At 69.6% G+C, this 10,712-nt stretch carries 16 protein-coding genes, 1 tRNA gene, 1 pseudogene and 1 riboswitch; of the genes and pseudogenes, 12 read left to right on the top strand and 6 right to left on the bottom strand.

Annotated elements, in window-relative coordinates:
- Window positions 1-220: 220 nt before the first annotated feature.
- The 4 genes from ACFYQA_RS35855 to ACFYQA_RS35840 all read left to right on the top strand — a co-directional run bounded on the left by ACFYQA_RS35855 (window position 221) and on the right by ACFYQA_RS35840 (window position 2,275).
- Window positions 221-643, top strand: a complete 423-nt coding sequence (locus ACFYQA_RS35855) for a Mov34/MPN/PAD-1 family protein (protein WP_388927151.1) — start codon at window positions 221-223, stop codon at window positions 641-643.
- A gap of 168 nt (window positions 644-811) precedes the next feature.
- Window positions 812-907, top strand: a complete 96-nt coding sequence (locus tag ACFYQA_RS35850; protein WP_323056066.1) for a putative leader peptide — start codon at window positions 812-814, stop codon at window positions 905-907.
- A gap of 124 nt (window positions 908-1,031) precedes the next feature.
- A complete protein-coding gene (locus ACFYQA_RS35845) occupies window positions 1,032-1,319 on the top strand; it encodes a MoaD/ThiS family protein (protein ID WP_388927147.1) in 288 nt (95 codons plus the stop codon).
- A 5-nt stretch (window positions 1,320-1,324) separates the two neighbouring features.
- On the top strand, window positions 1,325-2,275 hold the full coding sequence (locus ACFYQA_RS35840; protein ID WP_386402795.1) for a PLP-dependent cysteine synthase family protein: 951 nt from the start codon (window positions 1,325-1,327) through the stop codon (window positions 2,273-2,275).
- A gap of 97 nt (window positions 2,276-2,372) precedes the next feature.
- Here the strand turns inward: ACFYQA_RS35840 and ACFYQA_RS35835 are convergent, their stop codons facing one another.
- Window positions 2,373-2,870 (bottom strand): type II toxin-antitoxin system PemK/MazF family toxin, encoded by a 498-nt coding sequence (locus ACFYQA_RS35835; protein ID WP_388927144.1) that lies wholly within the window; start codon window positions 2,868-2,870, stop codon window positions 2,373-2,375.
- A 203-nt stretch (window positions 2,871-3,073) separates the two neighbouring features.
- On the opposite strand from ACFYQA_RS35835, the gene ACFYQA_RS35830 reads away from it, so the two are divergent.
- Complete coding sequence (locus ACFYQA_RS35830; protein WP_388927141.1) at window positions 3,074-3,826, top strand: MBL fold metallo-hydrolase; 753 nt, start codon at window positions 3,074-3,076, stop codon at window positions 3,824-3,826.
- 81 nt (window positions 3,827-3,907) lie between these two features.
- Here the strand turns inward: ACFYQA_RS35830 and ACFYQA_RS35825 are convergent, their stop codons facing one another.
- Entirely contained in the window at window positions 3,908-5,173 is a 1,266-nt protein-coding gene (locus ACFYQA_RS35825; protein WP_388927138.1) for a PTS transporter subunit EIIC, read from the bottom strand.
- A gap of 395 nt (window positions 5,174-5,568) precedes the next feature.
- Window positions 5,569-5,769, bottom strand: a pseudogene (locus tag ACFYQA_RS35820) (PTS lactose transporter subunit IIC); the annotation flags it as partial.
- Window positions 5,770-5,991: 222 nt separating this feature from the next.
- Between ACFYQA_RS35820 and ACFYQA_RS35815 the strand changes: the two are divergent.
- From ACFYQA_RS35815 to rdgB, 4 genes are all read left to right on the top strand, one after another.
- Window positions 5,992-6,225, top strand: coding sequence for a glucose PTS transporter subunit EIIB (locus ACFYQA_RS35815; RefSeq protein ID WP_388927135.1), 234 nt, complete (start codon window positions 5,992-5,994; stop codon window positions 6,223-6,225).
- Window positions 6,226-6,384: 159 nt separating this feature from the next.
- A complete protein-coding gene (rph, locus tag ACFYQA_RS35810) occupies window positions 6,385-7,122 on the top strand; it encodes a ribonuclease PH (protein WP_388927132.1) in 738 nt (245 codons plus the stop codon).
- A 143-nt stretch (window positions 7,123-7,265) separates the two neighbouring features.
- Window positions 7,266-7,664, top strand: coding sequence for a hypothetical protein (locus ACFYQA_RS35805; protein WP_388927129.1), 399 nt, complete (start codon window positions 7,266-7,268; stop codon window positions 7,662-7,664).
- Window positions 7,665-7,724: 60 nt separating this feature from the next.
- Window positions 7,725-8,327 carry an RdgB/HAM1 family non-canonical purine NTP pyrophosphatase gene (rdgB, locus tag ACFYQA_RS35800; RefSeq protein WP_388927126.1) on the top strand — a complete coding sequence of 201 codons (603 nt, stop codon included), beginning with the start codon at window positions 7,725-7,727 and terminating at the stop codon, window positions 8,325-8,327.
- Window positions 8,328-8,384: 57 nt separating this feature from the next.
- Here the strand turns inward: rdgB and ACFYQA_RS35795 are convergent.
- The 3 genes from ACFYQA_RS35795 to bcp all read right to left on the bottom strand — a co-directional run bounded on the left by ACFYQA_RS35795 (window position 8,385) and on the right by bcp (window position 9,251).
- Window positions 8,385-8,459, bottom strand: a tRNA-Leu gene (locus ACFYQA_RS35795).
- Between the two features lie 15 nt (window positions 8,460-8,474).
- Window positions 8,475-8,651: an HNH endonuclease gene (locus tag ACFYQA_RS35790; protein WP_388927123.1), complete on the bottom strand. Its 177-nt coding sequence runs from the start codon at window positions 8,649-8,651 to the stop codon at window positions 8,475-8,477.
- A gap of 132 nt (window positions 8,652-8,783) precedes the next feature.
- Window positions 8,784-9,251 (bottom strand): thioredoxin-dependent thiol peroxidase, encoded by a 468-nt coding sequence (bcp, locus tag ACFYQA_RS35785; protein ID WP_388927120.1) that lies wholly within the window; start codon window positions 9,249-9,251, stop codon window positions 8,784-8,786.
- Window positions 9,252-9,404: 153 nt separating this feature from the next.
- Here bcp and ACFYQA_RS35780 point away from each other — a divergent pair, with 153 nt between their 5' ends.
- From ACFYQA_RS35780 to sugE, 3 genes are all read left to right on the top strand, one after another.
- Complete coding sequence (locus ACFYQA_RS35780; protein ID WP_386402925.1) at window positions 9,405-9,737, top strand: DUF3618 domain-containing protein; 333 nt, start codon at window positions 9,405-9,407, stop codon at window positions 9,735-9,737.
- A gap of 67 nt (window positions 9,738-9,804) precedes the next feature.
- Complete coding sequence (locus ACFYQA_RS35775) at window positions 9,805-10,161, top strand: co-chaperone GroES (RefSeq protein WP_055597118.1); 357 nt, start codon at window positions 9,805-9,807, stop codon at window positions 10,159-10,161.
- 98 nt (window positions 10,162-10,259) lie between these two features.
- A riboswitch (guanidine-III (ykkC-III) riboswitch) is annotated at window positions 10,260-10,319 on the top strand.
- Between the two features lie 65 nt (window positions 10,320-10,384).
- Window positions 10,385-10,705 carry a quaternary ammonium compound efflux SMR transporter SugE gene (sugE, locus tag ACFYQA_RS35770; protein ID WP_055597119.1) on the top strand — a complete coding sequence of 107 codons (321 nt, stop codon included), beginning with the start codon at window positions 10,385-10,387 and terminating at the stop codon, window positions 10,703-10,705.
- Window positions 10,706-10,712 lie beyond the last annotated feature (7 nt).

Here is a 10,712-nt window from a genome sequence, read left to right as displayed (position 1 = left end):
AACTCCTTCGCGGTGGCGGGGGGCCCCCCGCCCCCCCCCCGCCCCCCCCCCCGGGGGGGGGGGGGGGGGGGGGGGGGGGGGGGGGGGGGGGGGCGGGGGGGGGCCCCCCCCCCCCCCCCCCCCCCCCCCACCGCCGGTCAAGGTGCCCCGACGTCCGGCATCCGGGCCGTCCCGTATCACCCCTCGGTACGGGACGGCCCGTCTGCTTATCCTGAGCCTCATGCTGACCATTACCCAGGCCCTGTACGACCGGATCGTCGCCCACGCGCGCGAGGACCACCCCGACGAGGCGTGCGGCGTGGTGGCGGGCCCGGCGGGCTCCGGCCGTCCCGAGCGCTTCATCCCCATGCTGAACGCGGCCCGCTCGCCCACGTTCTACGAGTTCGACTCGAAGGACCTGCTCAAGCTGTACCGCGAAATGGACGACAACGACGAGGAGCCGGTGATCGTCTACCACTCCCACACCGCGACCGAGGCACACCCCTCCCGCACCGACATCGCCCTCGCGAGCGAGCCCGGCGCCCACTACGTCCTGGTCTCCACCGCCGACACCGACGGCCTCGGCGACTTCCAGTTCCGCTCGTTCCGGATCGTGGACGGTGAGGTCACCGAGGAGGAGGTCAAGGTCGTCGAGGCGTACTGACCCCTCGACGCCCCCGACGGCCTTCCCCGCCCTCGGCCCCTTCCCGGCGCCCGCTCGAGCAGCACCGCAAGGGGCCCCCACCTGCCACTTCCCACATACCGGTCGGCCATCTTCCGAAGTGTGAGACGACACTCGGATCCGGCCACCGGGAATCGATACGATGAGCCCATGGTTCTCCATGACGTGAGCGACAAGACGCCGGGCAAACTGCTCGTGGCGCGGCTGCACGTCGACCTGTGCAGACTCGCCAGCGCCATCTGTTGATACCGAGCCTCCCGCCGTACGGCCCGTGAGCCCCGGCGGCTTCACCGTGTACGCACCCCCACGCGCCGCCCGCGCCGCCGCGCGCCCACCGACCAGACGAAAACACCGACAGGAGTCCCACGCCATGGCCATCGAGGTCCGGATCCCCACCATCCTCCGCCAGTACACCGACGGTCAGAAGGCGGTGGAGGGCACCGGGAACACCCTCACCGAGCTCTTCGCCGACCTCGAGACCCGGCACGCGGGCATCCGGGCCCGCCTCATCGACGACGCCAAGGGCGACCAGTTGCGCCGCTTCGTCAACGTCTACCTCAACGACGAGGACGTCCGCTTCCTCGACGGCATCAACACCAAGCTGACCGACGGCGACAGCGTCACGATCCTGCCGGCCGTGGCCGGCGGCACGGCCTGATCCGGATGCGCTACGACTCCGCCCTGGCCGCGGTCGGCAACACCCCGCTGGTGTGCCTGCCGCGGCTCTCGCCGTCCACCGACGTCCGTATCTGGGCGAAGCTCGAGGACCGCAACCCGACCGGCTCGATCAAGGACCGCCCGGCCCTGTTCATGATCGAACAGGCGGAGAAGGACGGACGGCTGACCCCGGGCTGCACGATCCTGGAGCCGACGTCCGGCAACACCGGCATCTCCCTGGCCATGGCCGCCAAGCTCAAGGGCTACCGCATGGTGTGCGTGATGCCCGAGAACACCTCGCAGGAACGCCGCGACCTGCTGTCCATGTGGGGTGCGGAGATCATCTCCTCCCCGGCCGCCGGCGGCTCCAACACCGCCGTGCGGGTCGCCAAGGAGATCGGCGCCGAGCACCCGGACTGGGTGATGCTCTACCAGTACGGCAACCCGGACAACGCGGGCGCCCACTACGCGACCACCGGCCCGGAGATCCTCACCGACCTGCCCTCGATCACGCACTTCGTGGCCGGCCTCGGCACCACCGGCACCCTCATGGGCGTCGGCCGCTACCTGCGCGAGCACAAGCCCGACGTGAAGATCGTCGCCGCCGAACCCCGCTACGACGACCTCGTCTACGGGCTGCGCAACCTCGACGAGGGCTTCGTCCCCGAGCTGTACGACGCCTCCGTCCTCACCACCCGGTTCTCGGTCGGCTCCGCCGACGCCGTCACCCGGACCCGTGAACTCCTCCAGCAGGAAGGCATCTTCGCCGGTGTCTCCACCGGGGCCGCCCTGCACGCCGCGATCGGCGTCGCGAAGAAGGCGCTCCTGGCGGGGGAGGCCGCCGACGTCGTCTTCGTCGTCGCCGACGGCGGCTGGAAGTACCTGTCGACCGGCGTCTACACCGCCGCCACGACGGAGGAAGCCATCGACACGCTCCAGGGCCAGCTCTGGGCGTGACCCACGAGGGCAGGACGCACGAGGGCAGGACGCACGAGGGAAGTACGAAGGGGCCGGAGATCCACTCCGGCCCCTTCGCCGTTCCGCCGCCCGGCGGTCACCGCGCCAGATGCCGGACCCGGTCCCACACCGTCGGGTCGACGAGCCCCACCCTGCGCCGGAACTCCCGTACCGGGACCTCACGCAGCTCGTCCGTCTCCAGGAAACTCGCCCGGCCCCGGGCGTCCCCGACGGATCCCGGCGGCAGCGGGACCACCCCGGCGCGTCCGTCCCGGAAGCGTGTCGTGATCTTCGCGACCGTCACCTGCTCCCCGCGCACCGCCAGCACCAGGCACGGCCGGTCCTTCGACGCCCCGTCCCCCGCCGGCGCCCCGTTCCCCGCCCCCGGGACATCCTCGTAGGGCACGTCCGCCCACCAGATCTCCGCGGGCCGGGGCCGGCCGTCCCCGTTGTCCCCGTCGTCCGTAACGGTCCCCGCTCCGGCCGGCGCACTCCGGACGCGGGGCCGGTGCCCCCGGCCCCACCCGTCGACGAGTGCGGCGACCAGTGCGAGCAGTACCACCGCGACGAGTGCGAGCCACCACGACGTGTTCATGACCCGACCGTACCGGCGCGGGCCGCAGCCGTGCGCCCTCGCGCGCGCCCCACGCGAACCGCTTCCAGCCGAACCGGTGACAGCACAGGTGAGTTCCCCCACAACGGCCCCTGGCGGAGGAGCGATCAAAGGTTTTGCGTCTTACGCTCGACGAACCGCACGACCCCCGTTTTCACTACCCCGCCAGCGGAGGTTTCTGCTTCATGAAGCTCACCGTCGTCGGCTGCTCGGGGTCGTTCCCGTCCGTGGAATCGGCCTGTTCGAGCTACCTCGTAGAGGCCGACGGCTTCCGGCTGCTCCTCGACATGGGCAATGGTGCCCTGGGCGAGTTGCAGCGCCACTGCGGTCTCTACGACCTGGACGCGATCTTCCTCAGTCATCTGCACGCCGACCACTGCATCGACATGTGCGCGTACTTCGTGGTGCGCTACTACCGGCACGACGGAGGCCGCTGCGACCCGATCCCGGTCTACGGACCCGAGGGCACGGAGCACCGGCTGACCACGGCCTACGCCGACACCCCCTCGGCCTCCTCCATGAGCGAGGTCTTCGACTTCCACACGGTCAAGCCGTCCACCTTCGAGCTCGGCCCGTTCGTCGTGCACACCGAGCGCGTCGCGCACCCGGTGGAGGCGTACGCCATCCGTCTCGAGCACGGCGGGAAGTCGCTGACGTACTCCGGTGACACCGGGGTGAGCACGGCGCTCGACGAACTCGCCCACGAAACCGACCTGTTCCTGTGCGAGGCCGCCTTCACCGCCGGCAAGGAGAACATCCCCGACCTGCATCTCAACGGCCGCGAGGCGGGTGAGTCGGCGGCCCGCGCCCGGGCCCGCCGGCTGGTCCTCACCCACATCGCCCCGTGGACCGACCCGCAGGTCAACCTCGCCGACGCGCGCGCCGTCTACGACGGACCGGTGGAACTGGCGGCCCCCGGCGTGACGTACGTGCTCTGAGCCCGCGCACGACCGAGGCCCCGGAGCGTCATGGCTCCGGGGCCTCGGTCATGCGGTCGTGCGGTCATGCGGTCATGTCGGCTACTTGGCCTCGGCCTTCTGCAGCTCCGCCAGTTCCTCGTCGGACTCGCGGCCCGGCGTCGGCAGGTTGAACTTGACGATGGCGAAGCGGAAGACCACGTAGTAGACCGCCGCGAAGCAGAGGCCGACCAGGGCCAGGCCCCACGGGTTGGTGGCGATGCCCAGGTTCAGGGCGAAGTCGACCGCGCCGGCCGAGAATCCGAAGCCGCCCTTCATCCCCAGCGCCCAGGTCAGCGCCATCGAGAAACCGGTGAGGACCGCGTGGATCGCGTACAGGATCGGCGCGATGAACATGAACGTGAACTCGATCGGCTCGGTCACGCCGGTGACGAACGAGGTCAGCGCCAGGGAGAGCATCATGCCGCCGACGACCTTGCGGCGCTCGGGGCGGGCGCAGTGCACGATGGCCAGACAGGCGGCGGGCAGCGCGAACATCATGATCGGGAAGAAACCGGTCATGAACTGGCCGGCGGTCGGGTCACCGGCGAGGAAGCGGGCGATGTCACCGCTCTTGCCCTCGTACTCGCCCGCCTGGAGCCAGGGGAAGGAGTTCAGCAGGTGGTGCATGCCGACCGGGATCAGAGCACGGTTGGCGACACCGAAGATGCCTGCGCCGACGGCGCCGGAGCCGACCAGCCACTCACCGAAGTTGTGCAGACCGGTGCCGAGGACCGGCCAGACGTAGCCGAAGACGATGCCGATGAGCAGACCGGCGAACGCCGACAGGATCGGGACCAGGCGGCGGCCGCCGAAGAAGCCCGCCCAGTCGGGCAGTTTGGTGCGGTAGAAGCGCTGGTAGAGCAGGGCGACGACGAGGCCCATGACCACACCGCCGAGCACCTTGGCGTCCACTGCCTGCTCGACCATCACGATCTTGCCGTCGACGATGGCTTCCTGCTTGGGCAGGCTGCCGTCGGTGAACGTGCCGAGGACGTTCTTGAAGACCAGGTAGCCGACGACGGCGGCGAGCGCGGTCGAGCCGTCCGACTTCTTCGCGAAGCCGATGGCGATGCCCACCGCGAAGAGCAGGGCCATGTTGTCGAGGATCGCGTTGCCGCCGGCGGTCATGAAGGACGCGATCTTCGTCAGGAAGGCCGGGAACTCCGGGCGCCCGAGCATGTCGGTGTTGCCGAGGCGCACCAGCAGCGCGGCGGCGGGCAGCACGGCCACCGGCAGCATCAGGCTGCGGCCGATGCGCTGCAGCACAGCCATCACGCCGGAGCCCTTCTTCTTCTCGGCCGCAGGAGCGGCGCTGGCCGTGGACACAACTTCCTCCAGTGGGCATGGCGCCGCCCAGGGACAAAGGAGGGGGGACGGCGGCGTCCGGTGGTCTACACCACTCAGTGGTGTAGACCTGTTGTAGCACGATGAAGGTCGTATAAGGAACCCACGGATTCCGCAACCGGAGCGCTACACGCAGTGCCCGCTCCGCGGCCCCGTCGGCACCGTCCCCGAGGGTGCACCGAACGGCCCCCGGCTCATGGTCCGAGGGCTCGAACGGCCGATCCCACCTTAAGGGGCTGCCCCCTCAGGCCTTGGTGGTGTCCTCCACCTCGTCCTCCGCTTCCCGCCCCGGCGTCTTCAGATCGAACTTCGTGATCGCGAACCGGAAGATCACGTAATACACCACCGCGAAGCACAGCCCGATCGGAATGATTGTTGGAGACGTCCGTCCAGCCCAGACCGTCGTCCCCGAACACGTCCGGCTGGCCCAGCCGGTTGAGGATGCCCGCCGCCGGCAGCACCGCGATCGGCAACTGCAGACTGCGGCCCATCTTCTGCAGCCCCTGGAACAGCCGCTGCCGGCGCTCACGCAGGGGACTGACCTCGGAACCGGCGCCGGCGGGGCTCTGCGTACTCATCCGGTCCCCTTCACTGGGGGGGTTCGCTGAGAGGTTCGCTGAGAGGTTCACCGGGGGGTTCGCCGGGAGGGTTTGGCGACGGTCCCCCCGGTGGTGTAGACCAGTTGGAGACGGCCCCGCTATCGTGGCGCCATCCTTCGGTACCGACGGCACGACCGCTCGCGAGGATGGGCCGACTGTGGGTTACTGCGACAAAAGCGGTTCGGATCAGGGAGAGCGAACATGGCCACCAAGGCTGAGAAGATCGTCGCCGGGCTCGGCGGCATCGAGAACATCGAAGAGATCGAAGGCTGCATCACCCGCCTCCGCACCGAAGTCATCGACCCCGCCAAGGTCGACGACGCCGCACTGAAGTCCGCCGGCGCCCACGGCGTCGTCAAGATGGGCACCGCCATCCAGGTCGTCATCGGCACCGACGCCGACCCCCTCGCGGCCGAGATCGAAGACATGATGTGACCACCGGAACCTCCTGAACACCCGGAACCTCCTGAACACCCGGAGCGTCCGAAGATCCACGGCACCGGGAACTCCCGGCACCCGAGGGCCCCTTCCCGGCGGCAGCGCACCCGCCGCACCCGGAAGGGGCCCCTCCCGTATACGGCTAGGCTCGACACCATGTCTCGAATCGACGGCCGCACCCCCGAACAACTCCGCCCGGTCACCATCGAACGCGGCTGGAGCAAGCACGCCGAAGGCTCCGTCCTCGTCTCCTTCGGCGACACCAAGGTCCTCTGCACCGCCTCCGTCACCGAGGGCGTCCCCCGCTGGCGCAAGGGCACCGGCGAGGGCTGGGTGACCGCCGAATACTCGATGCTCCCCCGCGCCACCAACACGCGCGGCGACCGTGAATCCGTCCGCGGCCGCATCGGCGGACGCACCCACGAGATCAGCCGCCTCATCGGCCGGTCCCTGCGCGCCGTCATCGACTACAAGCAACTCGGCGAGAACACCATCGTTCTCGACTGCGACGTCCTCCAGGCCGACGGCGGCACCCGCACCGCCGCCATCACCGGCGCCTACGTCGCCCTCGCCGACGCCATCAACTGGTCCAGGGACAACAAGCTCATCCGCGCCAGCCGGAAACCCCTCACCGGCACCGTCAGCGCCGTCTCCGTCGGCATCGTCGACGGCATCCCCCTCCTCGACCTCTGCTACGAGGAGGACGTCCGCGCCGACACCGACATGAACGTCATCTGCACCGGCGACGGCCGCTTCGTCGAAGTCCAGGGCACCGCCGAGGCCCAGCCCTTCGACCGGACCGAACTGAACACCCTCCTCGACCTCGCCGTCGCCGGCTGTGCCGAACTGACTACCGTGCAGCGCACCGCACTTGATAGCGTCCTCGAAAGGTAAAGGACGTACCAAGGGGGATGGCCGACGCGGGCAACCGCGCCGGCCATCCCCGCGTCTCCAGGGGTACGGGCGTACGGACGGATCCACTCCGCACACCCGGTCAGCGACGAGGGCCACCCGGCCCCACAGGGAGGGACCGTTCCATGGCCGCGAGCCGCCGACGCCGCACCACAGCCGTCACCGCCACACTGGCGGCTGTCGTACTCACCGCCGGACTCACCACCGGCTGCAGTGCCGTCGACAAGGCACTCGACTGCGTCCGGACCGCCGACGCCATCGCCGACAGCGTCACCGAACTCCAGCAGGCCGTCGAAAACGCCTCCAACGACGCCACCCAACTCGAGGAGTCCCTCGACTCCATCGACCAGAACCTCGGCGAGATAGGCGACCAGACCGACAACGCCGACGTCGGCAAGGCCGTCGACAACCTGGACAAGGCCGTCGGCAACGTCCGCACCTCCGTCGAGGACGGCGACACCACCCCCGACCTCAGCCCCGTCACCGACGCGGCCGGCGAACTGACGAAGGTCTGCACCCCGTAGGACACGGCAGGAGCCGGTGGCGGGGTGGGGCAGGGGAGCGGGGCCCGGAATACTGGCCCCATGACCCGCCTGATCCTCGCCACCCGCAACGCCGGAAAGATCACCGAACTGCGGTCGATCCTCGCCGACGCCGGACTGCCCCACGAACTCGTCGGCGCCGACGCCTACCCCGACGTCCCCGACGTCAAGGAAACCGGCACCACCTTCGCCGAGAACGCCCTCCTCAAGGCCCATGCCCTCGCCCGCGCCACCGGCCACCCCGCCGTCGCCGACGACTCCGGCCTCTGCGTCGACGTCCTCGGCGGCGCCCCCGGCATCTTCTCCGCCCGCTGGGCAGGCCGCCACGGCGACGACCGGGCCAACCTCGACCTGCTCCTGGCCCAGCTCTCCGACATCACCGACACCCACCGCGGCGCCCACTTCGCCTGCGCCGCCGCCCTGGCCCTCCCCGACGGCACGGAACGCGTCGTCGAAGGCCAACTGCGAGGCACCCTGCGCCACACCCCGGCCGGCACCGGCGGCTTCGGCTACGACCCGATCCTCCAGCCGGACGACGAGACCCGCACCTGCGCGGAGCTGTCCGCGGCGGAGAAGAACGCCATCAGCCACCGAGGCAAGGCCTTCCGGGCACTGGTACCGGCGGTGCGGGAGTTGTTGGGCTGAGTGCGTCAAAAAAGGCTCGGTCCCTTCGACGTGAAGGAACTGAGCCTCTTTTTCCTGTGGGCCCGGTGGGACTCGAACCCACGACACACCGGACCTAAACCGGCGCCCTCTTGCCAGCTGGGGTACGGGCCCGCAGCGCTGCCTACTCTACTGGGGGTTGCGGCGTGCTCGTGGGCCTCCCTTGCGCCACGTGCTGGTGATTGTGTGGCAGTTGGGGCACGGCAACCGCAAGTTCTCACGCCGGTCGTCCTGTCGGTCCCCGTTGATGTGGTCGATTTCCAGTGGAAGCGGGGAGCCTTGCCGGTCCGCTTCAGCGCCGCACATGACACAGCGCTCCGGTACGCCCGAGGACGTCATCGCCCACTTGGGCCGGTCGCTCGGGACCGGACGGTCACGCGTGACACGCGGAACGGCCCGCACCGGCAACCCGGTGCGGGCCGTTCGCAAGGGTGTGGGTCAGACGCCCAGGTCCCTGATGATCTTGGCCACGTGGCCCGTGGCCTTGACGTTGTAGAAGGCGCGTTCGACCTTGCCCTCCTCGTCGACGACGATCGTGGAGCGGATCACGCCGACGACGGTCTTGCCGTACAGCTTCTTCTCGCCGAAGGCGCCGTAGGCCTCCAGGACCTGCTTGTCCGGGTCGGCGAGGAGGGTGACCTTCAGGGACTCCTTGTCGCGGAACTTGGCGAGCTTCTCGGGCTTGTCGGGGGAGATGCCGATGACGTCGTAGCCCGCGCCGGTCAGCAGCTCGAGGTTGTCGGTGAAGTCGCAGGCCTGCTTGGTGCAGCCGGGGGTGAGCGCCGCCGGGTAGAAGTAGACGATGACCTTGCGGCCCTTGTGGTCGGCCAGGGACACCTCGTTGCCGTCGGCGTCGGGCAGGGTGAAGGCGGGGGCCGGGGCTCCGGGCTCGAGGCGTTCGCTCATCGGTCTGGTCTCCTCGTACGTACACGCTGGGTGGATCGGGTGCCGGGATCGAGGGTATCCGGGTGCCCTGACCGTGCGGTGCGGCATGAAGCTGACAGACTGTCCGGCACAGGTACGGCTTTTATGGTTTCAGCGGATTTCGGAGGCGACACGGTGGCGGACACGGCGGACACCAGAACCCCGGCGGAGATCGAGGCGGACATCAAGCGCCGTCGCGCGGTGCTGGCCGAGACCTTGGACGAGATCGGCGTGCGGGTGCATCCGAAGACGATCGTCGGGGACGCGAAGGCCAGGGCCGCCTCCCATGTCGATCACACGCTCGGCAGGGCGTACGTCGGTGTCAATCGTGCGGTGAGTGATGTCAAGGCGCAGTTCGTGGACCTGAACGGTGCGCCGCGGCTGGAGCGGGTCGTGCCGGTCGCGGTGGTGGTAGTGGTGGGTGTGGTGGGGCTGATGGCTCTGGGGTCGCGTCGGCGCAGGCGTTGATCTGCACCCGGACCCGTACCCGGACCCGATCGCGTACATCCGTGGCCGAGGCAGGTAGGTTTCAGGCGTGAGCGCGAAGAAGAACGAGCACGATCCCCGGCACGACAAGCTGCCCATCCGGATGCTGCACGACCGCGTACTGGTGCGGCAGGACGCGAGTGAGGGCGAGCGGCGGTCCGGGGGCGGCATCCTGATTCCCGCGACGGCGGCGGTCGGCCGTCGGCTGGCCTGGGCCGAGGTCGTCGCGGTGGGACAGAACGTCCGGACGGTGGAGACGGGTGACCGGGTGCTGTACGACCCGGAGGACCGTGCGGAGGTCGAGGTGCGGGGTACCGCGTACGTGCTGATGCGGGAGCGTGATCTGCACGCCGTGGCCGCGGACCGGTTCGAGGGGTCGGAGGACTCGACGGGCCTGTACCTGTAGACCCGTGGGCCGTCGCGGCGTTGCCGTGGTGTGGACGGAAGGGCTGGTGACCATGGTCACCAGCCCTTCCGGCCGTCCTGGCCAGGGCTTTAGAGTGGGGGGACCCACTGGGCCCCGACGAGACGCGCCGTACCGGGGTGAGGCAAAGACGACGCACTCCCGTTTGGATTCGACGACTCGACGATGTGTTGATGCGTCGACGTGTGTTCCGGAGGTGCCTGTCGTGGCGTGGGTTCTGTTGATCGTTGCCGGTCTGCTCGAGGTCGGCTGGGCGATCGGGATGAAGTACACCGAGGGTTTCACCCGGCTGGTTCCCAGCGTGCTCACCGGTGCCGGCATCGTGGCGAGCATGGTGCTGCTGTCGTACGCGGCGAAGACGCTGCCGATCGGTACGGCGTACGGCGTGTGGGTGGGGATCGGTGCCGCCGGGGCGGCGGTGCTGGGCATGGTGGTGCTGGGGGAGCCGGTGAACGCCGCCCGGATCTTCTTCGTGTGCCTGTTGGTGGTCGCCGTGGTGGGGCTGAAGGCGACGTCGGGGCACTGAGTGGCTG

The organism is Streptomyces sp. NPDC005774, from assembly GCF_042871645.1.
GTDB classification, from domain to species: Bacteria; Actinomycetota; Actinomycetes; order Streptomycetales; family Streptomycetaceae; genus Streptomyces; species Streptomyces pratens.
The sequence above is the reverse complement of the archived record's forward strand: the minus strand, read 5'-3'. Positions and strand labels throughout refer to the sequence as shown.

Excerpts from the sequence above, each read along its gene's own strand:
- ACFYQA_RS35855 (WP_388927151.1), top strand. The coding sequence starts at position 221 with ATGCTGACCATTACCCAGGCCCTGTACGACCGGATCGTCGCCCACGCG.
- ACFYQA_RS35850 (WP_323056066.1), top strand. The coding sequence starts at position 812 with ATGGTTCTCCATGACGTGAGCGACAAGACGCCGGGCAAACTGCTCGTG.
- ACFYQA_RS35845 (WP_388927147.1), top strand. The coding sequence starts at position 1,032 with ATGGCCATCGAGGTCCGGATCCCCACCATCCTCCGCCAGTACACCGAC.
- ACFYQA_RS35840 (WP_386402795.1), top strand. The coding sequence starts at position 1,325 with ATGCGCTACGACTCCGCCCTGGCCGCGGTCGGCAACACCCCGCTGGTG.
- ACFYQA_RS35835 (WP_388927144.1), bottom strand. The coding sequence starts at position 2,870 with ATGAACACGTCGTGGTGGCTCGCACTCGTCGCGGTGGTACTGCTCGCA.
- ACFYQA_RS35830 (WP_388927141.1), top strand. The coding sequence starts at position 3,074 with ATGAAGCTCACCGTCGTCGGCTGCTCGGGGTCGTTCCCGTCCGTGGAA.
- ACFYQA_RS35815 (WP_388927135.1), top strand. The coding sequence starts at position 5,992 with ATGGCCACCAAGGCTGAGAAGATCGTCGCCGGGCTCGGCGGCATCGAG.
- rph (WP_388927132.1), top strand. The coding sequence starts at position 6,385 with ATGTCTCGAATCGACGGCCGCACCCCCGAACAACTCCGCCCGGTCACC.
- ACFYQA_RS35805 (WP_388927129.1), top strand. The coding sequence starts at position 7,266 with ATGGCCGCGAGCCGCCGACGCCGCACCACAGCCGTCACCGCCACACTG.
- rdgB (WP_388927126.1), top strand. The coding sequence starts at position 7,725 with ATGACCCGCCTGATCCTCGCCACCCGCAACGCCGGAAAGATCACCGAA.
- ACFYQA_RS35790 (WP_388927123.1), bottom strand. The coding sequence starts at position 8,651 with ATGTGCGGCGCTGAAGCGGACCGGCAAGGCTCCCCGCTTCCACTGGAA.
- bcp (WP_388927120.1), bottom strand. The coding sequence starts at position 9,251 with ATGAGCGAACGCCTCGAGCCCGGAGCCCCGGCCCCCGCCTTCACCCTG.